At 70.3% G+C, this 21903-nt stretch carries 19 protein-coding genes; 9 read left to right on the top strand and 10 right to left on the bottom strand.

Annotated features, from left to right (window positions below):
* Nucleotides 1-91 precede the first annotated feature (91 nt).
* The 8 genes from BM430_RS17505 to BM430_RS17470 form a co-directional block, all read right to left on the bottom strand.
* Nucleotides 92-2074, bottom strand: a complete 1983-nt coding sequence (locus tag BM430_RS17505) for a quinol:electron acceptor oxidoreductase subunit ActD (protein WP_093568527.1) — start codon at nt 2072-2074, stop codon at nt 92-94.
* On the bottom strand, nt 2071-5046 hold the full coding sequence (locus BM430_RS17500; RefSeq protein ID WP_093568526.1) for a TAT-variant-translocated molybdopterin oxidoreductase: 2976 nt from the start codon (nt 5044-5046) through the stop codon (nt 2071-2073). Before BM430_RS17500 ends, BM430_RS17505 begins: the two co-directional genes overlap by 4 nt.
* Complete coding sequence (locus BM430_RS17495) at nt 5043-5702, bottom strand: cytochrome c3 family protein (protein ID WP_093568525.1); 660 nt, start codon at nt 5700-5702, stop codon at nt 5043-5045. The genes BM430_RS17500 and BM430_RS17495 overlap by 4 nt, the downstream gene beginning before the upstream one ends.
* 281 nt (nt 5703-5983) lie before the next feature.
* Nucleotides 5984-6412: a GNAT family N-acetyltransferase gene (locus BM430_RS17490; RefSeq protein ID WP_280142282.1), complete on the bottom strand. Its 429-nt coding sequence runs from the start codon at nt 6410-6412 to the stop codon at nt 5984-5986.
* Nucleotides 6413-6483: 71 nt separating this feature from the next.
* Entirely contained in the window at nt 6484-7104 is a 621-nt protein-coding gene (locus BM430_RS17485; RefSeq protein WP_093568523.1) for a PRC-barrel domain-containing protein, read from the bottom strand.
* Nucleotides 7105-7399: 295 nt separating this feature from the next.
* Nucleotides 7400-7774, bottom strand: a complete 375-nt coding sequence (locus BM430_RS17480; protein WP_093568522.1) for a hypothetical protein — start codon at nt 7772-7774, stop codon at nt 7400-7402.
* A complete protein-coding gene (gene metW, locus BM430_RS17475; protein WP_093568521.1) occupies nt 7771-8427 on the bottom strand; it encodes a methionine biosynthesis protein MetW in 657 nt (218 codons plus the stop codon). Before metW ends, BM430_RS17480 begins: the two co-directional genes overlap by 4 nt.
* Nucleotides 8424-9596: a homoserine O-acetyltransferase MetX gene (locus tag BM430_RS17470; protein WP_093568520.1), complete on the bottom strand. Its 1173-nt coding sequence runs from the start codon at nt 9594-9596 to the stop codon at nt 8424-8426. The genes metW and BM430_RS17470 overlap by 4 nt, the downstream gene beginning before the upstream one ends.
* 261 nt (nt 9597-9857) lie before the next feature.
* Between BM430_RS17470 and BM430_RS17465 the strand changes: the two genes are divergently transcribed.
* On the top strand, nt 9858-10700 hold the full coding sequence (locus BM430_RS17465) for a chorismate mutase (protein ID WP_093568519.1): 843 nt from the start codon (nt 9858-9860) through the stop codon (nt 10698-10700).
* Nucleotides 10701-10926: 226 nt separating this feature from the next.
* Here BM430_RS17465 and BM430_RS17460 read toward each other — a convergent pair whose 3' ends face one another.
* Nucleotides 10927-12273 carry an MFS transporter gene (locus BM430_RS17460; protein ID WP_093568518.1) on the bottom strand — a complete coding sequence of 449 codons (1347 nt, stop codon included), beginning with the start codon at nt 12271-12273 and terminating at the stop codon, nt 10927-10929.
* A 145-nt stretch (nt 12274-12418) separates the two neighbouring features.
* Between BM430_RS17460 and cyoA the strand changes: the two genes are divergently transcribed.
* The 8 genes from cyoA (at nt 12419) to BM430_RS17420 (ending at nt 20988) form a co-directional block, all read left to right on the top strand.
* Nucleotides 12419-13525, top strand: coding sequence for a ubiquinol oxidase subunit II (gene cyoA / locus BM430_RS17455; protein ID WP_093568517.1), 1107 nt, complete (start codon nt 12419-12421; stop codon nt 13523-13525).
* 153 nt (nt 13526-13678) lie between these two features.
* A complete protein-coding gene (cyoB, locus tag BM430_RS17450) occupies nt 13679-15724 on the top strand; it encodes a cytochrome o ubiquinol oxidase subunit I (protein WP_093568516.1) in 2046 nt (681 codons plus the stop codon).
* A gap of 10 nt (nt 15725-15734) precedes the next feature.
* Nucleotides 15735-16367, top strand: coding sequence for a cytochrome o ubiquinol oxidase subunit III (cyoC, locus tag BM430_RS17445; RefSeq protein WP_093568515.1), 633 nt, complete (start codon nt 15735-15737; stop codon nt 16365-16367).
* Nucleotides 16364-16759, top strand: coding sequence for a cytochrome o ubiquinol oxidase subunit IV (gene cyoD, locus BM430_RS17440; protein WP_093568514.1), 396 nt, complete (start codon nt 16364-16366; stop codon nt 16757-16759). Before cyoC ends, cyoD begins: the two co-directional genes overlap by 4 nt.
* A complete protein-coding gene (locus BM430_RS17435) occupies nt 16756-17490 on the top strand; it encodes an SURF1 family protein (RefSeq protein WP_280142281.1) in 735 nt (244 codons plus the stop codon). The genes cyoD and BM430_RS17435 overlap by 4 nt, the downstream gene beginning before the upstream one ends.
* Before the next feature lie 244 nt (nt 17491-17734).
* Entirely contained in the window at nt 17735-19099 is a 1365-nt protein-coding gene (locus tag BM430_RS17430; RefSeq protein ID WP_093568513.1) for an ATP-binding protein, read from the top strand.
* A 1-nt stretch (nt 19100) separates the two neighbouring features.
* Nucleotides 19101-19637: a response regulator transcription factor gene (locus BM430_RS17425; RefSeq protein WP_093568512.1), complete on the top strand. Its 537-nt coding sequence runs from the start codon at nt 19101-19103 to the stop codon at nt 19635-19637.
* Between the two features lie 103 nt (nt 19638-19740).
* The gene (locus tag BM430_RS17420; protein WP_244539528.1) at nt 19741-20988 is read left to right on the top strand and encodes an acyl-CoA dehydrogenase; all 1248 of its coding nucleotides are present in this window, start codon (nt 19741-19743) and stop codon (nt 20986-20988) included.
* A 480-nt stretch (nt 20989-21468) separates the two neighbouring features.
* On the opposite strand, the gene BM430_RS17415 is transcribed toward BM430_RS17420, so the two are convergent.
* A complete protein-coding gene (locus BM430_RS17415; protein WP_244539527.1) occupies nt 21469-21897 on the bottom strand; it encodes an opioid growth factor receptor-related protein in 429 nt (142 codons plus the stop codon).
* Nucleotides 21898-21903: the final 6 nt, after the last annotated feature.

Below are 21903 nucleotides of genomic sequence, written 5' to 3'. Positions count from 1 at the left end.
GGATCCCGGATCTCCTTCCGCTTCGCTGCAGGCGTCCGGGAAAGGGGGAGATCGATGATCGGCCTCAGGCGATCGATGACAGGACGGCGCGTCACAGCGGCACCCTCCGGACCATCAGGGGCCGTCCGTCCGGCAGCCGCGCCAGGGCCTGCTCGATCCGGGCCGGGTCGAAGCGGGGGCCCGCCGCCTCGAGCGCGAGGAAGAAGCGATCCTCGCTGGCGCGGGAGAAGCCCGGAATCGCGAAGGCCGGGTGGTTGAGCCGCGGCAGGCGGTTCTGGAACAGCAGCGCCAGCAGGGCCGTCAGCCCGCCGCAGAGCGTGCCGAAGGACACGCTCGGCACCAGGAAGGCCTGCCAGGAGAAGCGCGGCCGGCCGCCGACGTCGAACACGTAGTCGAACCCGGTCGCGTAGAGGCACATCGCCATGAAGGCGATGCCGCCCATGAGCGCCGCCCCGAGGGCGAGGAGCGGCAGGATGCCGGCCGGGCGGCCGAGCGCGTCGGCGGCGCGGCGCATCGGCACCGGGCCGTAGGTCTCGATCCGGGCGCCGAAATCACGCGCTCTCAGGGCCTTCACGGCGGCCGCGAGGGTGCCGGCATCGTCGAACTCGGCGCTGACGCCCCAGAGCGGCGCCTCCGCGGTCTCGGCGAGGGTCGGTGCCCGCTCGCCGCTCGGCTGCCCGTCGGGGTGGCTCTCGGCGAAGCGTCGCGTCTCAGTGATCGAGACCATCGGCAGCGTGCGCAAGCCCAGCAGCAGCAGGGCGAGGAAGAGGCCGATCGAGCCCGCGAGGGTCGCAAGCCCCCAGGCGCCCATGCTGTAGGGATGGGCCGAGGAGGGCAGGAAATCGTGGCTCAGGGTCACGATCAGCAGCATGAAGTGGTCGCCGAAGCTGCCGATCGCCGCCGCCACGCCGACGAGCGCCACGACGAGGCCGGAGCGGCGGAACGCCCGGAACCAGAACAGCTGCACCGGCAGCAGGGCGAAGACCACGATGATCCAGAACGCCCAGGCATGGGAGCCGGAGAGGCGGCGCACCAGCACGCCCCTGTCGTAGGCGTCGCCGTGCAGGAGGCTGGAAAACATCTCGGTGGCGTAGCAATAGGCCGAGGCGAGCCCGAGGCCCAGCATCAGGCGGGCCATCAGGGCGAGGTGCCGCTCGGTGATCAGCGCCTCGAGGTGGAGCGCCCGGCGCACCAGCACGCAGAGCGCCGCGGTGACGCCGACGCCCGAGAGCAGCGAGGCGGCGAGGAACGTCACCGGCAGGAGCGTGTCGTGCCAGCCCGGCAGGACGGTGCCGGCGAGCATCACCGAGGCCCCGGTCTGGAGCGAGACCACGAGGATGAGGGCGAGGCCCGAGAGGGTGCGGGTGGCCATGAGCCAGCGTTCCCAGTGGGTCGAGGCCCCGCGCCAGCCGAGCGCCAGGACGCCGTAGGCCTGCGCCTTCAGGAGCGTCAGGCGCCGGCTGCGGCCGCGCGCGTCGGCTTCCGCCAGGACCGCCCCGAAGGCGCGATCACGCAGGGTGGCGAGGTCGGGCAGGAGCCCGACATACCACAGGCTCAGGCAGACCCCGAGGAAGCTGATGATGTCGATCGCGTCCCAGACCAGCGGCGAGCGGAATTGCGGCCAGAGCGCCAGGGTGTTGGGGTAGGGCAGGGTCCAGTAGAACACCCAGGGCCGCCCGAGATGGATGATCGGGTAGAGGGCGGCGGCCGCCGCGGCCAGGATCGCGGTGGTCTCGGCGATGCGGTCGATCCCTGAGCGCCAGGGGGCGCCGGTGAGGCGCAAGGTGGCGGAGGTGAGCAGCGCCCCGCAGGCGATGCCGATCCACCAATCGTAGGCGACGATGTCGAGCGCCCAGACGACCGGGTTGTTGTTGTGCCAGATGCCGACGCCGTTGATGAGCAGCCAGGCGAGCGCCGCCGCGAAGAGTCCGAGGAGCCCGCAGGCCCCCGCGAAGGCGATCCACCACGCCCGCGACCGGGTGCGGGCCGGCGCCCCGGTCACCGCGCGACCGATCGAGGCGAAGTCCTCGTCCCGGCCGAGCAGGCCGGCGCGGGGGATCGTCGTGCCGCTCACAAGGCGTCCCCTGCTTTTGCGGAGGCCTGCTCGACCAGCCGGGCGAGGTAGGTGGTGCGCGGCCGGGTGTTGAGCTCGGAGAGCAGGCCGTAATTGCGCGGATCGGCCGCCGCCGCCGCGACCTGGCTGCCGGAATCGCGCAGGTCGCCGAAGGTGATGGCCCGGGTCGGGCAGGCGCCCTGGCAGGCGGTCTCGACCGCCCCGTCGGGGATCGGCGCGTGGTCGCCCTTCGTCGAATCGATCCGCGCCGCGGCGATGCGCTGGACGCAGTAGGTACATTTCTCCATCACGCCGCGGGCCCGGACCGTCACCTCCGGGTTGCGCTGCTGCTGCTGCACCGGCGCCATGTCGCCGGAATAGTCGAGGTAGTTGAAGCGCCGAACCTTGTAGGGGCAGTAGCTCGAACAGGCCCGCGTACCGACGCAGCGGTTGTAGACCATGAGGTTCAGCCCCTCGCGGTCGTGGACGGTCGCCTCCACCGGGCAGCCGACCTCGCAGGGCGCCTGCTCGCAATGCATGCAGGGCACCGGCATGAAGTGGGTCTTCGGAGTGTCGAGCCCGCCCTCGTAGTAGCGGTCGATCCGGAGCCAGTGCAGCCAGCGCCCGAGCGCGACCTCCTCCTTGCCGACGACCGGGATGTTGTTCTCGGACTGGCAGGCGGTGACGCAGGCGTTGCAGCCGATGCAGGCATCGAGGTCGATCACCATGCCCCAGGCGCGCTCCGTGTCGTAGCGCCCGCCGGGCGAGGTCGGGGCCGGCGGGTAGAGCGAGGGCGGCGTCTCGCGGGAGGCGACCGGCGCGGTGCTGCCGACCGCCTGCACGCGCACGAAGTCGTGCCCTTCCATCGTGCCGTGGTTCTGCGTCGTCACCGGCGGCGCCTTGCGGCCGGTGGTGGCGAGCGTCGCCTCCGCGAGGCGCCAGGGCGTGGCGCTGCGGCGCAGAGGATAGGCGTCGTAGCCGAGCCCGTCGGCGAGCTGCTCCGGAATCCTGCGGCCATAGCCGAGAAAGACCGTGACGGCCTCGTCGGCCTGGCCCGGCTGGATCCAGACCGGTCCCTCGATCCGCCGCCCCTCGGCCTCCAGGGTGACGACGTCGCCCTGGCGCAGCTCCTCGCGCTCGGCCAGACCTGGGCTCACCGCGATCACGTTGCCCCACACCACCTTGGTCAGGGGTTTGGGGAGTTCCTGGAGCCAGGCGAGGTTGGCAAGGCTGCCGTCCCACACGCTCGCGTCGGGCCGGAACAGCACCTCGACACGCCGGGCGGGGCCGGCCGGCGACGGGGCGGGGCGGGCGGGGGCGATCGCGGCCGGGAGCGGCGCACCGACGGTCTCGGGCGGGAAGGCGGTATCGGCGAGGAATCCCGCCTGCAGGAAGGCCTCGCGCCGGGTCGTCCAGGCGGCATCAGACTCGTCCGGCCGCCGCCAATGGGCGTCGAGGAGGGCGGCGCCGTCCTTGACCTCGGCGTCGGTCAGGATCGACAGCACCTCCGGACCTGAGCGGCCGTCATAGAGCGGGCGCACCGTCGGCTGGATCAGCGTCACCGTGCCGTCCAGCGAGCGGGCATCGCCCCAGGCCTCGAGCGGGTGGGCGAGGGGCAGGTTCCAGTCGCAGTGGAAGGCGGTCTCGTCCTGGTAGAGCCCGGCATGGATCTTGAGCGGCACCCGGGCCATGGCCTCGAGAAACCCGAGGTCGCCCGGTGCCTCGTAGACCGGGTTGACGTCGAGCATCACCAGCACCTGCACCTCGCCCCGGCGCATCGCCTCGGTGAGTGCGCCCAGGGGCTCCGGGTCGAGGACCGGGACCGGGGCGGTGTGGAAGACCGTGCGGCCGGTATTGCCGAAAGCCGCGTTGAGCCGGTGGACCTGCGCCAGCAGCTCCGGCCCTCCTTGCGCCCCGGCGAGCACGAGGCCGCTGCCGCGGGCCGCGTTCAAAGCCGCGAAGGCCTGTTTGCGCCACGCGGCGGCCGGGCCGTCGCGTTCCTCCGCCGTGCCGCCCCCGGCTTCGGCGAGGAGGTCGCGCACCAGCCGATCGAGACCATCCGAACCGATCGCGAGGGGGGCATCGGCCTTGGCCGAGGTCAGGTTCGGGCTCGGGCCGGCATGATGGAGGGCGAGCAGGCGCCCCTCGGCGGCGGCCTTGCGACGGGCCTCGATCCAGTCCCGCGCCTGCCCGACCTGGCCCGGCCCGGGATCGAGCAGGTCGCCGTCGAGGGAGACCACGACCCGCGCCTGGTCGAAGCGCCAGCGGGTTTCGAGCGGGCGGCCATGGGCGAGGCGGGCGCCCTCGTAGAGCGCCTCGCGCCCGGTCGGGGCCGAGACGTGCCAGCGCATCCCCGGGAAATCCCGGCGCATCGCGGCGATCTGCGCGGCGAGAGACGGCGAGGTGACCGGCCCTGTGACGAGGTGGAGGCCGCGCCCACCATCGGTCGCCTTCAGGGCCGCGAAGCGCCCGGTCATCGCGGCGCGGAACGCCTGCCAGGAGCTCGGCCGGCCGAGATGCTGCGGCGTCTGGAGCCGGAACGGGTCGTAAAGCCCGAGGACCGAGGCCTGGGCGAACACATCGGTGCCGCCCCGGCTCCAGGGATGCTCGGCATTGCCCTCGATCTTGAGCGGGCGGCCGTTGCGGGTGGTGACCGTGATGCCGTTGGCGAACCCGTCGGTCAGCGCCGCCGAGGCGTAGGCCAGCGGCGCCCCCGGCACGATCCGCTCGGGCTGGCGGACGTAGGGGATTTCCTGCGCACGCCCGTCCGGCTGGCCGCAGGCGGCGAGCCCGCTCATCGCGAAGGAGGCGGCCATCAGCTTGAGGAAGCCGCGCCGGTCGGGCGCGGCCGCCAGCCGCGCGGCGGCCGGGTACTCGGTGGCGAGGAAGGCCCGGAACTCGGGCGAATCCGCCACCGCGTCGAGGCTGCGCCAGAAGGCCGGGCCGTCGCCGGCGGCGAGGCGGGCGCGGAGCGCGCCGATGTCATGGCTCATCGGTGGCAGATCCCGCATTCGGTCAGCCGCTCGCCGCCGCGGATATGGTACTGGCGCACCAGTTCCGGCCCGAGGGTCGCCTGGTTCGCCGGCGGGCTCCAGGCCATGTTCAGGATCTGGTCCTTCGGCCGCACGTATTTCTCGGGGTTGCGGTGGCAATCGAGGCAGAAGCTCATCTCGAAGGCGTTGGCCCGGTAGGTGAGCTGCATGTCGGTGACGCTGCCGTGGCAGGTCGAGCAGCCGATGCCGTTGGTCACGTGGACCGAGTGGTTGTAGTAGACGTAGCCCGGCAGCTTGTTCAGGCGGGTCCAGACCAGGGGCTGGTCCTTGGCGTAGCTCGCCCGCACCGGCTCCAGCATCTCCGAGCCGGACCAGATCTGCCCGTGGCAGGTCATGCAGGTCTGGGTCGGCGGGATGCCGGCGGTGGCCTGCGTCTCGACCGTGGTGTGGCAGTAGCGGCAGTCGATCTTCAGCTCGCCCGCATGGTGCTTGTGGCTGAACGGCACCGGCTGGGCCGGCGCCACCCCGACGCCGTTGACGTAGGAGGAGCGCACCAGCCCCGCCCCCACCACCGGCAGGGCCGCGAGGCAGGCCGCCCCGGTGAGGAGGGCGAGGCGCAGGAGGGCGTCGGCGCCCGGCGCGAAGAGCTGGCGCACGGCGTCAGGCCCCGGCCACGCGACGGGCCGGATCACCGTGTTTCAAGGCGGGGATCACGCTCTGCACGCCGTCCTCGTCATACCGCAGCCCAGTTCGGAACGATGCCAGGCTAGGTGGCGCAGCGCCCGGCCCCGGCCAGGGGCCGCGGTTGCGAGAACGGCCGAATGTCACAGCGAGCCTGAGCCGCGTCCGACGATGGGGAGACCGGTTGTCGGGGAAAGTGCGGAAAACTCAACAACCTGGAGCAAGGACCGAAGGCGGCGGGGTCGGGCGTCGCGCCTCAAGCCGGGGCGGTCGCGTCCCGCACCATCAGGGTCGCGCCGGCGCCGTAGCCGGGGGGCGGCGCCTCGGAGATCGGCCGGAAGCCGTGGCGGCGCCAGAAGCCGGCGGCGTCGCCGACCGCGACCAGCACCAGGGCGGGCAGGCCGCGCCGCCGGGCCTCCTCCCGCATCAGCCCCACGAGGACACCCGCCGCACCGCGCCCCCGCGCCTCGGGCAGGAGGGCGACGTCGTGGATGCACCAGGCGCCCGCCGGCTCCGGCAGGGATCCCACGAGCGTGTCGAGGTCTGGCACCGACCTTGCCTGCCACGGATGGCCGACGGCGTAACCCAGCAGGTCATCGTCGGCCGTCAGCGCGTAGCAGCCCTCCGGGCAGAGGCGCAGGCGCTCGGCCATCACCGCGTCGTCCTCCGGATAATCCGGGTGGATGCGGGCGGCGATGGCCGAGGCGCCGTCCAGGTCCGACGCCCGCAGCGGGCGCCAGCGGAGATCCGGCGCGGTCAGCGGGCGGCCTCGTAGGTGAAGGTCGGCGCGGCCTGGAGCTGCGCCTTGGTCAGCCGCACCTCGGCCTCCCGCACCGTGCCGTCAGGGCCGGTCGCCAGCACCGTGGCGCGGCCCTGGGGCTCGGGCGCCGCGACCGAGCCGGTGGCCTCGTCGACGGTGCCGCTGCGCTTCATCGGCACGGCGGCCAGCGCCTGGTCGGTGACCTTGGCGCCCGGCATGGTTTCGGGGCCGGCGCTGTTCGCCGCGGCCGCGCCCGGGGCACGCTCGGGCGTGGTGTGGGAGGGCGGGGCCTCGGCCGCGGCGGCGCCGGTGTTCCAGGCCAGCTTGTCGAACGGCACCGCCACCGACTTCTGGCCGATGCCGAGGAAGCCGCCGACGCCGATCACCACCGCCCGCACCCGCCCGTCCTCGGTCAGCAGCACGTCCTCGATCTCGCCGACCTTGACGTGGTCCATCCCGATCACCTTCACGCCGACGAGCTTCGAGGCCCGGACGCTGCCGGGCTCCGGCCGGGTCAGGAAGCCTGCTGCCGGATCGGGGGCGGCGGGCTGCTGGGCGAAGGCGGGGGCGGCCATCAGCATGAGGGCGAGGGGCAGGGCGCGCGAGAAGGTCGTCATGTCGAGTCTCCGGGCGGTGCGGGGCTGTCCGGGGAAAATCCGTTCGAGGACTGAGCGCGGGATCCCCTCTCCCGTGTGGGAGAGGGGTAGGGGTGAGGGTGGCTCGGGTGCCGCAATAATCCTGAACCATTGAGCTGCGCAGCTCGACGCTCAGCGGTTAGTCCTGAACCCGAGCCACCCTCACCCCCGGCCCCTCTCCCACACGGGAGAGGGGAGCCCCGCGCCTCTTCGATCCCCGGACAGGCCCGCAGGCAAAGCAGGCTTCAGGCTCTCAACACGACCGGAGCGCGACGGTTCACCAGCGCAGGCGATCCATCAGCCCGCCGACGACGGCCCGCGCCGAGCCCGCGACCCCGATCGCCCAGTCCCGCGCCCGGGCGGCGACGCCGCGTGTGGCGCGGGCGCGGGCCTCGGCCTCCTGCGCCGCCAGCATCGCGTGGACGTAGGCGTCCTCCTGCGGCTTGCAGGCGGCGAGCGCCGCGCGCTGTGCCGCCCGCCGCTCCATCCCGAGGGGCTGGCCGGTGAAGGCCTGCCGCACGCAGGCGTGCCAGCGGGTCTCGAGGACCGCGAGGTCGGCCTCCTCGGCGAGGGCCGGCCCGCAGGCGAGCGCCAGGACGAACAGCGACGGCGAAGGGGCGCCGGCGGGCCGCCGGCGCCGAGACCTGCTCACCCCCGCCGCAGGAGGAACACCCCCTGCGTGCCGACGAGGTTCCACACCCACCACGGCAGGGCGAAGCGCATCGGGTGGCCCGAGGCGTCGAGGGCCGAGGCGCGCTCGATCCGGGCGCCGACGAGGCGGCACAGGCCGACGAAATCCCGGATCGTGCAGTGATGGATGTTGGGGGTGGCGTACCAGGGATCGGGCAGGGTGTCGGTCATCGGCATCCGGCCGCGCAGCATCAATTCGCTGCGCACCCGCCAATGGCCGAAATTCGGAAACGACACGATCGCGTGGCGGCCGATCCGCAAGAGGTGCTCCAGCACCTCCTTCGGCTGGCGCGTCGCCTGGATCGTCTGCGACAGGATCACGTAGTCGAAGGCGTCGTCCGGATAGGCCGCGAGGTCGGTGTCGGCGTCGCCCTGGATCACCGGCAGGCCATGCGCCAGGCAGGCATTGACGCCCTCGCGCGAGAGCTCGATGCCGCGACCGTCGACGCCGCGCCGGTCGCGCAGGAGCGCGAGCAGGGAGCCGTCGCCGCAGCCGACGTCGAGCACCCGCGAGCCGGGCTCGACGAGATTGAGCATGACCAGGTGGTCGATGCGGGCGGAGCCGGTGGCGTCCTGCGGCAGGCCGGCGGGGGCGAGGGAGGCGGTGACGCTCACAGGCCGCGCTCCCGGGCTGCCGCCGCGATGAAGCCCTTGGCCGCCGAGATCATCGCCGGCTCGTCGAGCAGGAAGGCGTCGTGGCCCTTGTCGCTCTCGACCTCGACGAAGGCGACCGGCGCCGCCGCGGCGTTGAGCGCGTGGACGATCGCCCGCGAATCGGCGGTCGGAAACAGCCAGTCGGAGGTGAAGGACATGATGCAGAACCGCGTCCGCGTGCCCCGGAAGGCGTTGGCGAGCACGCCGCCGTGGTCGGCCGCGAGGTCGAAATAATCCATCGCCCGGGTGAGGTAGAGGTAGGCGTTGGCGTCGAAGCGCTCGACGAAGGTGATGCCCTGGTGGCGCAGGTAGCTCTCGATCTGGAAGTCGGCGTCGAACGAGAAGGTCGGGGCGTCCCGGTCCTGGAGGCGGCGGCCGAACTTGCGGTGCAGCGCCGGCTCGGACAGGTAGGTGATGTGCGCGCCCATCCGGGCGACGCCGAGCCCCTTGGCCGGCCGCGTGCCGACGTCGAGGTAGCGCCCGCCATGCCAGTTCGGATCGGCCAGGATCGCCTGCCGGCCGACCTCGTGGAAGGCGATGTTCTGGGCCGAGTGGCGCGCGCCGGTCGCGATCGGCATCGCGGCGAAGACCCGCTCGGGGTAGCTCGCCGCCCATTGCAGCACCTGCATCCCGCCCATCGAGCCGCCGATGCACAGGAAGAGGTCCTTGATGCCGAGCCGGTCGAGCAGCATCGCCTGGCCGCGCACCATGTCGCGGATCGTCACAAGCGGGAAGTCGAGGCCGTAGGCCCGGCCGGTGGCGGGGTTGAGCGAGGCCGGCCCCGTCGTGCCCATGCAGGAGCCGACGACGTTGGCGCAGATCACGAAGTAGCGGTCGGTGTCGACGGGCTTGCCGGGCCCGACCAGCCGGTCCCACCAGCCGGGCTTGCCGGTGACCGGGTGGGTGTTGACGACGTGCTGGTCGCCGGTGAGCGCGTGGCAGACCAGGACCGCGTTGCTGCGCGCCTCGTTCAGCGTGCCGGCGGTCTGGTAGGCGATCTGCCAGGGCGCGAGATCCATGCCCGCATCCATCGCCAGGGCTTCGTCCGCTCCGAACAGGGCGACGGGGCTCGTCGGCTCGACCGCCTGGGAGGCGGGATCGAGGCCGGGCTTCAGGAGTGGTGTGGCCATGCTTCTCACGGGGCTGTCGCCGGACGGCGGGCTTGACGAGGCTTTGGCGAAAAATTCCGGAAGCGATTCGTTCTCCAAACCGGACCGGTCGTTAAAGCGTCCAAAAATTCCGCTTCAACGGACGAAAGAGGTAGGGCTTCGCTGTCGCGCCGTCAATCGACGGAAGGGACTTCTCTCGCGCGCCTGCATGCCGGTGGCCCTGGCCCGCGGGCCGGGGCGGTCGTAAGACGGATCTTTCCGCTTCTGTCTCAACGGGACGCCATGACGACCCCGCCCGCCGACCTCGCCGCCCTCCGGGCCGACATCGACCGCATCGATTCGGCCATGCACGACCTCCTGATGGAGCGCGGCCGGATCATCGACCGGCTGATCGCCGTCAAGAAGACGTCGGCCTCGGGCTCCGCCTTCCGGCCCGGCCGCGAGGCCTCGATGATGCGCATGATCGCCGAGCGCCACCAAGGCCTCCTCCCCCTCGACACGGTGGAGGGGATCTGGCGGGTCATCATCGCCACCTTCACCTACGTCCAGGCGCCGTTCGCGGTCCATGCCGACGTCTCGGGCGGCGACGCGCCGATGCGCGATTCGGCCCGGTTCCATTTCGGCTTCACGGTGCCGTACCGGCCGCATCCGAGCGCCGCCGCGGTCATCGCCGCGGTGGCCGCCTCGCGCGGCGATCTCGGGGTGTTCCGCCTCGACCAGGGGGTGACGGCGGGCGCTTGGTGGCGCCTGCTCGCGGGGGAGGGCCGCCCGAAGGTGATCGCGCGCCTGCCCTTCATCGAGCGGCCCGGTCATCCGGCCGGCACCCCGGTCTTCTGCATCGCCAAGCCCCTCGACGACCCGGGCGCGGCCCAGCGCGACTGGGTGCTCTACGCCGCCCGGTTCGAGCGATGGCGCGACGAGGCGGCGGAAGCGGTGGTGGAACTGGGTGGAGAGGTGGTGGCGAGTGCCGGGATCGGCGGGGGGTTGAGCCAGCTCCTGGCCCTGCCCGGCAGTGTCAGCCCGGAGGAGGCGAGGGCGGCGCTCACCGAGGCGGGCGCGGCGCCGGGCGCCTTCGAGGAGATTGGCAGCCACGCGGCGCGGTTCCGGGTGGGGCAAAGCGAATGATGAAAATGATCAGGTCACAAAGTCAGGTAATAAAGTAAGACGCGGGATCCCCTCTCCCGTGTGGGAGAGGGGTAGGGGTGAGGGTGACACGCTTCAGGGAAGAACTGAGAGCGTGGTGCTGGTATCGGTACAGCCAGAGCCTGACTCAGAACCGTAGCACCCTCACCCCTACCCCTCTCCCAAACGGGAGAGGGGATCCCGCGTCTTATTCTCGAACGGCGAGATTCTAGGCCGTCGTGCCGAGCCGCCGGTTGAGCCCGAGCGCCCCGAGCGTGCAGACCGCACCCGACAAGAGGTACACGCCGACCCACGGCAGCCCCAGGTGGCTCGACGCGTAGAGCGCGACCAGCGGGGCGAAGCCGGCGCCGACGAGCCAGGCGAGGTCGGACGTCAGCGCCGAGCCGGTGTAGCGGTACTTGGTGCCGAAGTTCTCCGCGATGGCGCCCGAGCTCTGGCCGTAGGCGAGGCCGAGCAGCGCGAAGCCGACCACCACGAAGATCGTCTGCCCGGCCATGCTGTCGCCGAAGAGCAGCGGGGCGACGATGCTGCCGAGGGCGAACAGGCCGATCAGGGCCGCGGCGAGCGCGATGGTGGAGCGCCGTCCGATCTGGTCGGCGATCAGGCCCGACATGACGATCGTCATCGTGGCGACGGTGGCGCCGGCGAACTGCACCATCAGGAACTCGCCGACCGAGCGGCCGGTGAACAGGTTGATCCAGCTGACCGGAAACACCGTGACGAGGTGGAACAAGGCGTAGCAGGCGAGCGGCACGAAGGCGCCGACCAGGATGTTGCGCCCGCTCGCCCGCACCGTCTGGAGGACCGGCTCCGGCTCGAGCTCGTCGGCCTCGAGCAGGCGGCGGAACTCCTCGGTCGCCACGAGGCGCAGGCGCGCGAAGAGGGCCACGACGTTGATCGTGAAGGCGACGAAGAACGGGTAGCGCCAGCCGAAGCCCATGAAGTCGGCATCCGACAGCTGGAGCTGGAAGAACGCGAACAGCCCGCTCGCCAGCATGAAGCCGACCGGTGCGCCGAGCTGCGGCAGCATCGCGTACCAGCCGCGGCGGCTCTCCGGGGCGTTGAGGGCGAGCAGCGAGGCGAGCCCGTCCCAGGCACCGCCGAGCGCCAGGCCCTGGCCGATGCGGCACAGGCCGAGCAGCACCGCCGACCAGGTGCCGATGGTCTCGTAGCCCGGCAGGAACGCGATCAGGCAGGTCGAGAGGCCGAGCAGGAACAGCGCGATGGTGAGCTTGGTCGCCCGGCCGTAGCGCCGGTCGATCGCCATGAACAGCACCGAGCCGACGGGACGGGCCACGAAGGCGAGGGCGAAGAGCCCGAAGGAGTACAGCGTGCCGGTCACCGGCTCGGCCCAGGGGAACACGAGGCGCGGGAACACCAGCACGCAGGCGAGGCCGAACACGAAGAAGTCGAAGAACTCCGAGGTGCGGCCGATGATGACCCCAAGGGCGATCTCGCCGGGGGCGACGTGGCCCGGCTCCGACGAGGCCAGGCGCGCGTCCCGTTCCGGCTTGGAGGAGTTTGCGGCGGCGGGATCCGCCGTGATCGTGGCCATATCGGAATCCTGCTTCGTCACGCTACGACGACCCCTTCCTTAGAGGAGAACCGGCCGTTTGGGGGCCTGGACAAAACGTCCAATCCCCCCGGAGCCCCGGCGGGCGTACAGGACAGGAGCCGAAAGCTGATCGTCCGGGCTGCCCGTGAAACACTTGCGCCTCCTCCTCGTACTTCCGTTCATCCTCCTCACCGGAGGATGCAATATGGTGCTGCTCTCGCCCTCCGGCGACGTGGCGCTGCAGCAGCGTAACCTGCTGATCGCCTCCACGGTCCTGATGCTCCTGATCATCATTCCCGTGATGGCGCTCACGATCGCCTTCGCCTGGCACTATCGCGAGGGCAACAAGAAGGCGGTCTACGACCCCGATTTCCATCACTCGATTGGTCTCGAGGTGGTGATCTGGTCGGCGCCGCTGCTGATCATCGTGGCGCTCGGCGCGCTCACCTGGCTCGGCACCCACCTGCTCGATCCCTACCGGTCGGTCAGCCGCATCAGCGCCTCGAAGCCGATCGTCTCGAGTGTCGGCGACCCGATGGTCTCGGGCAAGCCCCTGGTGGTCCAGGTCGTCGCCCTCGACTGGAAGTGGCTCTTCCTCTACCCCGAGCAGGGCATCGCCTCGCTCAACGAGGTCGCCGCGCCCGTCGACCGGCCGATCGAGTTCCGCATCACCTCGTCTTCCGTGATGAACTCGCTGTTCATCCCGGCGCTCGCCGGCCAGATCTACGCCATGCCGGGCATGCAGACGCGGCTCAACGCCGTGATCAACAAGGCCGGCGACTACGAGGGCTTCTCGGCCAATTACAGCGGCGCCGGGTTCTCGCACATGCGCTTCACCTTCAAGGGCGTCGACGAGAGCGGGTTCAACGCCTGGGTCGCCAAGGTCAAGCAGGAGGGCGGCGGCCTCGACCGGGCCGGCTACCTGAAGCTCGAGCGCCCGAGCGAGAAGGAGCCGGTGCGCTACTATAAGACCGTCGACGCCGACCTCTACGACGCGATCCTCAACATGTGCGTCGACCGCGCCAAGATGTGCATGCACGACATGGCGGCGATCGACGCCCGCGGCGGCGGCGGCCGCGAGGGCCTGCACAGCGTCATGAGCCTCACCTACGACAAGACCGTCCGCCGCGGCACCGGCGCGACCCAGCAGGCGACCTTCGTCACCGCTTTGTGCACCCCCGCCGACGCCTACGGTCTCGGCAACGCCTCGAAGGCGTCCGCCGCGTCCAACGCGACGCCGCGCCTGAACTGAAACCCGTCGCACCGGCCGCGAACGGCCGGTGCCGAAGCGGTCACCGGTTCGGCGGTGACCGCGATGCGCGAACAAGGAGCCGAGCAGAGCTGCCCCGTACCGCTCCGCCTGGATCCGACCCCGAACAGACCGACCTGCACTCCAGGCTGAGCCATGAACTCCGAGCACAATCCGATCGAAGCCTACCCGCACTGGTGGCGGCTGCTGTTCGGCCGCTTCACCATCGAATCCCTGCCGCTCCACGAGCCGATCGTGGTGGTGACCTTCCTGGTCGTGGCGCTCGGCGGCCTCGCCGTCCTCGGCGTGCTGACCAAGTACAAGCTCTGGGGGCCGCTCTGGCGCGACTGGCTGACCAGCGTCGACCACAAGAAGATCGGGATCATGTACATGATCCTCGGGCTCGTCATGCTGCTGCGGGGCTTTGCCGACGCGGTGCTGATGCGCTCGCAGCAGGCGATCGCCCATGGCGGCGCCGAGGGCTTCCTGCCGCCGCACCACTACGACCAGATCTTCACCGCCCACGGCGTGATCATGATCTTCTTCGTGGCGATGCCGCTGGTCACCGGGCTGATGAACTTCGTGGTGCCGCTGCAGATCGGCGCCCGCGACGTCGCCTTCCCGTTCCTCAACAACTTCAGCTTCTGGATGACCGCCGGCGGCGTCGTCCTGACGATGATGTCGCTGTTCGTCGGCGAGTTCGCGGCCACCGGCTGGCTCGCCTATCCGCCCTTGTCGAACATCGCCTACTCGCCGAGTACCGGCGTCGACTACTACATCTGGGCGCTGCAGATCGCGGGTGTGGGCACGACGTTGTCGGGCGTCAACCTGATCGCCACCATCGTCAAGATGCGGGCGCCCGGCATGTCGATGATGAAGATGCCGGTCTTCACCTGGACCTCGCTCTGCACCAACATCCTGATCGTCGCGTCCTTCCCGGTGCTCGGCGCGGTGCTGGCGCTCCTCACCCTCGACCGTTACGTCGGCACCAACTTCTTCACGAACGATCTCGGCGGCAACCCGATGATGTACGTGAACCTGATCTGGATCTGGGGCCACCCCGAGGTCTACATCCTGGTGCTGCCGGCCTTCGGCATCTTCTCCGAGGTGACCTCGACCTTCTCCGGCAAGCGCCTGTTCGGCTACGCCTCGATGGTCTACGCCACGGTCGTCATCACCATCCTGTCCTACCTGGTCTGGCTGCACCACTTCTTCACCATGGGGTCGGGGGCGAGCGTCAACTCGTTCTTCGGCATCACCACGATGATCATCTCGATCCCGACGGGCGCGAAGATCTTCAACTGGCTGTTCACCATGTATCGCGGCCGGATCCGCTTCGACCTGCCGATGATGTGGACCGTCGCCTTCATGCTGACCTTCGTCATCGGCGGCATGACCGGCGTGCTGCTCGCCGTGCCCCCGGCCGACTTCGTGCTGCACAACTCGCTGTTCCTGGTCGCGCACTTCCACAACGTGATCATCGGCGGCGTGCTGTTCGGCCTGTTCGCCGGCATCTACTACTGGTGGCCGAAGGCCTTCGGCTTCCGCCTCGACCCGTTCTGGGGCAAGGTCTCGTTCTGGTGCTGGGTCAGCGGGTTCTGGGTGGCGTTCACGCCGCTCTACATCCTCGGCCTGATGGGCGTGACCCGGCGCATGAGCTCGTTCTCGGGCACCGAGTACCAGCCGCTCTTCGTGATCGCGGCCTTCGGCGCCCTCCTCGTCGCCTGCGGCATCGGCGCGATGCTCGTCCAGTTCGCCGTCAGCATCCTGCGGCGCGAGCAGCTTCGCGACCTCACCGGCGACCCCTGGGGCGGCCGCACCCTCGAATGGGCGACCTCGTCGCCGCCGCCGCCCTACAACTTCGCCTTCACCCCGATGGTGCATGACGGCGACGCCTGGTGGGACATGAAGAGCCGCGGCTACGAGCGTCCGCTCCAGGGCTTCAAGGCCATCCACATGCCCAAGAACACCGGTGCGGGCGTCGTCATCGCCGCCATCGCCACCGTCTTCGGCGTCGCCATGGTCTGGTACGTCTGGTGGCTGGCAGCGATCTCCTTCGTCGGCGTGATCGCGGCGACCATCATCCACACCTTCAACTACGACCGCGACTACTACATCCCCGCCGACGAGGTCGCGCGGACCGAGGACGAGCGCACCCGAGCGCTCGCCACGGCCCCGGCTCCCACCCCCGTCGGCGCCTGAGGACCCCGCCATGGCACACGCACACACGGCCGCAGCGGACGACGGCGAGCTGCACTTCTACGTCGCCGACGACGAGCATGGTCACGCCGAGGGCGGGACCATGCTCGGGTTCTGGCTCTACCTGATGAGCGACTGCCTGATCTTCGCGATCCTGTTCGCGACGTATGGCGTGCTCGGACGGAACTACGCGGCGGGCCCGTCCGGCGCGGACCTGTTCGACCTCAAGCTCGTGGCGGTGAACACCGCCATGCTGCTGTTCTCCTCCATCACCTACGGCTTCGCCATGCTGGAGATGGAGAAGGGCGACCAGCGGATGACCCAGCGCTGGCTGGCGATCACCGGGGTCTTCGGCCTCTGCTTCATCGGCCTCGAACTCTACGAGTTCGCCCACCTGATCCACGAGGGCGCCACGCCCCGGCGCAGCGCCTTCCTGTCCTCGTTCTTCACCCTGGTCGGGACGCACGGCCTGCACGTCACCTTCGGGCTGATCTGGCTCGTGACCCTGATGGTCCAGGTGCACCAGCGCGGCCTGATCCAGGCCAACAAGCGTCGGCTGATGTGCCTGAGCATGTTCTGGCACTTCCTCGACGTGATCTGGATCGGCGTCTTCACCTTCGTCTACCTGATGGGGTCCCTGACATGAGCGCCCGCGCTCCCGCTTCCGACGACGTCCACGTCGAGGTCGTCCACGACCACCACGAGGCCGGCCACGGCTCGCGCCGGGGCTACATCACCGGCTTCGTCCTGGCGGCGATCCTGACGGCGATCCCGTTCTGGCTTGTGATGGCGGAGGTCTTCACCGATCACCGCGTCACCTCGCTGGTCATCATGGCCTTCGCGGTCGTGCAGATCGTGGTGCACATGGTCTACTTCCTGCACATGAACGCGCGCTCGGAAGGCGGCTGGACCATGATGGCGTTGATCTTCACCATCGTGCTGGTGGTGATCGCGCTCTCGGGCTCGCTCTGGGTGATGTACCACCTCAACACCAACATGATGCCGGTGTCGCCGAGCGACATGCGCACCATGCCGTGACGGCGAGCGACCAACTCGTGAAGCCGGCCGGGACGGCTCCGCCGCCCCGGCACAAGCGCCTCTTCCTGGTGGCGCTCTCGCTGCTCGCGACCGCCCTGTTCCTCGCTCTCGGGATCTGGCAGGTCGAGCGCCGGGCCTGGAAGCTCGATCTCATCGCCCGGGTCGAGGCGCGGCTCGCCAGCTCCCCCGTCCCGGCGCCCGGCCGGGCCGCGTGGCTGACCATGTCCCGCGATGCCGACGAGTACCGCCGCGTCACGGCGCGGGGCCGCCTCCTCCCCGACCGCGCCGTCCGCACCCTGGCGGTGACCGAGAAGGGTGCCGGCTCCTGGCTCCTCGTGCCCCTCGTAACCGAGGCCGGCGACACGATCCTCGTCAACCGCGGCTTCGTGCCCGCCGACTGGCAGCCTCCGCCGGGAGACGGGGAGGGGAGCGTCACGGTGACGGGTCTGCTGCGAATCCCTGAGCCCGGCGGCGGTTTCCTGCGCAGCAACGATCCGGCCCACGACCGCTGGTACTCCCGCGACGTCGCGGCGATCGCAGACGCCAAGGGCCTCGGCCCGGTGGCGCCCTACTTCATCGACGCGGACGCCTCCGGCAACCGGCCGGGCGCACCGGTGGGCGGGCTCACCGTCGTGGCGTTCCGCAACCACCACCTGATCTACGCGCTGACGTGGTTCGGGTTGGCGGCGTTGTCGGGCTATGCGGCCTATCGGGCGCTGCGCGAGCGGTGAGGCGGGTACAGGCTCGAATGAATGTCAGATGGGGCGTGCGCATGAGAACCCTCCCCCCTCTGCGGGGGAGGGTGCCCCACGCAGTGGGGCGGGAGAGGGGACGCCGCTTCCGGAAAGGTCGCGACCGTTCTGAAGGGCGCCACATCCTTCGCCGTCGCGCTGCCCCTCTCCCGGCTCACTTAGTTCGCCACCCTCCCCCGCAGAGGGGGGAGGGTCCAGATGCGCGCGCCAGAGCCGGTGCTGCATGACCGGCTGGCCCGACCTGCGCCGTACCGCCCGCGTCACCCTCGTCGCCGCCGCGCGCCACCTCGGCATCGGCTCGCTCGCTGGCCTCGGCGAGTCCGGCGCGCCCGAGGAGCACGATGGCGGCCGCCAGAACCTGCTCCTCCTGGTGCAGCTGCGCTGGATCGCGGTGGCGGGCCAGGTCGTCACCATCGCGGTGGCGCAAGCCGGCCTCGGCATCGCCCTGCCGCTCGGGGCCATGGCGGTGGTGCTCGCGGGTCTCGTCCTCCTCAACCTCGTCAGCCTGGGCTGGATCGCCCGCGGCGGCGGCGTCACCGCGGAGGTGCTGTTCATGGCCCTCCTCCTCGACGTGGTCGCGCTCACGCTGCAGCTCTCGTTGAGCGGCGGCGCCACCAACCCGTTCACGTCGCTGTTCCTGCTCCAGCTCACCCTGGCGGCGGTGTTGCTCAGCAGCCGGGCGACGATCGGCCTCGTCGCCATCACCACCGCGGCGCTCGGCGTGCTGATGCTGGCCTACCGGCCGCTGGTGCTGCCGCCGGGCGACAGCGACGAGCTCTTTCGGCTCTACCTCGTCGGCATGCTGGTGAGCTTCGTGATCGACGCCGCGCTCATCGCGGTGTTCGTCACCCGGATCTCGCGCAACCTGCGCCGGCAGGATGCGCGGCTGGCCGATTTGCGCCAGCGCGCGGCCGAAGAAGACCACATCGTCCGGATGGGCCTTCTCGCCTCGGGGGCGGCGCACGAGCTCGGCACGCCGCTCTCCTCGCTCTCGGTGATCCTCGGCGACTGGCGCCGGATGCCGGAACTGACCGCGTCGCCCGACATCGCCCGTGAGATCGAGGAGATGCAGGAGGCGGTCGGGCGCTGCAAGGCGATCGTCACCGGTATCCTGCTCGCCGCCGGCGCCGCCCGCGGGGAGGCGCCGCACCTCACCACCGTGCGCGGCTTCGTCACCGAGCTCGTCGGCGACTGGCGGCGGATGCGCTCCTGCTTCTGCCTCCAGGTCCGCGACGAGTTCGGCGACGACCAGGAGATCGTCTCCGACACCGCCCTCAAGCAGGTGCTGTTCAACGTCCTCGACAACGCCCTCGACCTGTCGCCGAACTTCGTCGAGCTGGTGCTCTCGCGCGACGGCGACACCCTGCGGCTCTCGGTCACCGATCGCGGCCCGGGTTTCGCGCCCGAGATGCTGGCGCGGCTCGGCCAGCCCTATACATCGAGCAAGGGGCGCCTCGGCGGCGGGCTCGGGCTGTTCCTGGTCGTCAACGTCGTGCGCAAGCTCGGCGGCACGGTGGAGGCCCGCAACCGCAGCTATGGAGGCGCCGTCGTGACCATCAGCCTGCCGCTCTCGAGCCTGACGGTGTAGGATGACCGACGACGACCGCCTGCTCGTCATCGTCGAGGACGACGACCGCTTCGCTGCCACCCTGACCCGCTCGCTCGAGCGGCGCGGCTACACGGTGGTGAGCTTGGCCGGCCTTGGCCCTCTGGAGGCGCTGCTCGCCGAGCGCACGCCCGCCTACGCCGTGGTCGATCTGAAGCTCAACGGCGAGTCGGGCCTCGCCTGCGTCAAGGCGCTCCACGACCATGATCCCGGCATCCTCACGGTGGTGCTCACCGGCTATGCCAGCATCGCCACGGCCGTCGAGGCGATCAAGCTCGGCGCCTGCCACTACCTCGCCAAGCCCGCCAACACCGACGACATCGAGGCGGCGTTCTCGAAGGCGGCAGGAGACGTCGATGTCTCCCTCGACGGCCGGCCGACCTCGATCAAGACGCTCGAATGGGAGCGCATCCACCAGACCCTGGTCGAGACCGACTTCAACATCTCGGAGACCGCGCGCCGGCTCGGGATGCACCGGCGCACGCTCGCCCGCAAGCTCGACAAGCAGCAGGTGAAGTAGGAATCTTAGTGCATGGCTCGTGTGTGCGGAATGCGGTTTCGCATCCTGGCGAAGCCGGCCCTCCCGGGGTAACGTCCCGCCCGAAATGCAAGGAGGAGACGAGATGAACGCCCCGTCCGCCGCGGTCGCGACCCAGACCAATCTCAGCCCGGTGAAGCCCAACGAGGGCACCCGCGGCGCGTTCCGGTGGGACGACCCGTTCCTGCTCGACGACCAGCTCACCGACGACGAGCGCCTGATCCGCGACTCGGCCCGCAGCTTCGCCCAGGAGCGCCTGCTGCCCGGCATCGTCGAGGCCTATGCCGAGGAGAAGACCGACCGCTCGCTGTTCAACGCCATGGGCGAACTGGGTCTCCTCGGCGTGACCCTGCCGGAGGAGTACGGCTGCGCCGGCGCGTCCTACGTCGCCTACGGCCTCGTCGCCCGCGAGGTCGAGCGGGTCGATTCCGGCTACCGCTCGATGATGAGCGTGCAGTCCTCGCTCGTGATGTACCCGATCTACGCCTACGGCGACGAGACCCAGCGCAAGAAGTTCCTGCCGAAGCTCGCCTCCGGCGAGTTCGTCGGCTGCTTCGGCCTGACCGAGCCGGATGCCGGCTCGGATCCGGCCGGCATGAAGACCCGGGCCGACAAGATCGACGGCGGCTACCGCCTGTCGGGCGCCAAGACCTGGATCTCGAACGCCCCGATCGCCGACGTGTTCGTGGTCTGGGCGAAGTCGCCCTCCCACGACAACCAGATCCGCGGCTTCGTCCTCGAGAAGGGGATGAAGGGGCTGTCGGCGCCGAAGATCAAGGGCAAGCTGAGCTTGCGCGCCTCGGTCACCGGCGAGATCGTGATGGACGGCGTCGAGGTGCCGGAGAGCGCGCTGCTGCCGAACGTCTCGGGGCTGAAGGGGCCCTTCGGCTGCCTCAACCGGGCGCGCTACGGCATCTCCTGGGGGGCGCTGGGCGCGGCCGAGGATTGCTGGCACCGGGCGCGGCAATACACGCTCGACCGCAAGCAGTTCGACCGGCCGCTCGCCCAGACCCAGCTGGTGCAGAAGAAGCTCGCCGACATGCAGACCGAGATCGCGCTTGGTCTTCAGGGGAGCTTGCGGGTGGGGCGGCTGTTCGACGAGGGCCGGATGGCGCCGGAGATGATCTCGCTGGTCAAGCGCAACAATTGCGGCAAGGCGCTCGCCATCGCCCGCGAGGCGCGCGACATGCACGGCGGCAACGGCATCATGGGCGAGTACCACGTGATGCGCCACGCCCAGAACCTCGAGACGGTGAACACCTACGAGGGCACCCACGACGTCCACGCCCTGATCCTGGGCCGGGCGCAAACCGGGCTGCAGGCGTTCTTCTAGAGCAATCCTTCGTCATCTCGGGGCGTCCGTCGCTGCGGAACCCGAGATGACGACTCTGGCTCGCGCGACGGGGCCTTTGACCACCGCGTCATTCCGGGCTCCGCTGCGCGGCCCCGGAATGACCCTGAGAGCGCGAAAGATATGAGAGCCAATCGGCCAGGCTCTGAGGGTTTGTTTGACTTCACGGACAATATTGTCACCCTCCGGGTCATCCCGGGGCTTGGCGCAGCCGAGAACCCGGGATCCATAACCGCTGACGTAGCCTGAAAGAGCGGGCGGCGTTCCGCTTCATCCTGCACCATCAGCGGTTATGGATCCCGGGTTCCGCTGCGCGGCCCCGGGATGACACGGAGGGTTCGAAAGCTGTATCGATCAGTCGACAGGCTCTGACGTCATCGCCCGCCGCCAGTAGTCCAGGGTGACCACGTTCACCGGCGCACCCGCCATTTCGTGGAAGAGCAGAATTCCATCGTAGAAGTCCTACGCCGCCTCCAGCCCGGCGAGGTCGCGCAGGGATGTGAGGATGCGGGTGATGCGCAGGTGGTTGTGGTCGAAGAGCCTGAGCCACCCTCCGGTCGCTTCGTAGAAGCGCAGCATCCGGAGGCGGGCGAGCAGCAGGCCGGACTGGGCCAGCTTATCGCGCCGGATCGCCTCCGCCTCCGTCTCCCCGAGCACCGGCGATCCGGGTACCGCCCGGCTCGGCTCGCGCAGCGGGAACAGCCACTGGATGTAGTCGTGCTCGTGTTCCAGGCGGGCGTCGTCGAAGTGCAGGATGTCATGGAGGGTGCGCCCACTCCCGTCCTGCCCCTGAGAGGCGAGGAAGGCGTGGACCGGTCCCGCGCCCGTCCATGTCCATTCCTTCCTCACGACGTCCGTCCTCACGACCTCCTTCTTCCGTGCCTTCTTCATGCCCGC

This window comes from Methylobacterium sp. 174MFSha1.1 (genome assembly GCF_900116815.1).
Classification (GTDB): Bacteria; Pseudomonadota; Alphaproteobacteria; order Rhizobiales; family Beijerinckiaceae; genus Methylobacterium.
Note: the sequence above shows the minus strand (reverse complement) of the source record. Positions and strands in the feature narration are given on the sequence as shown.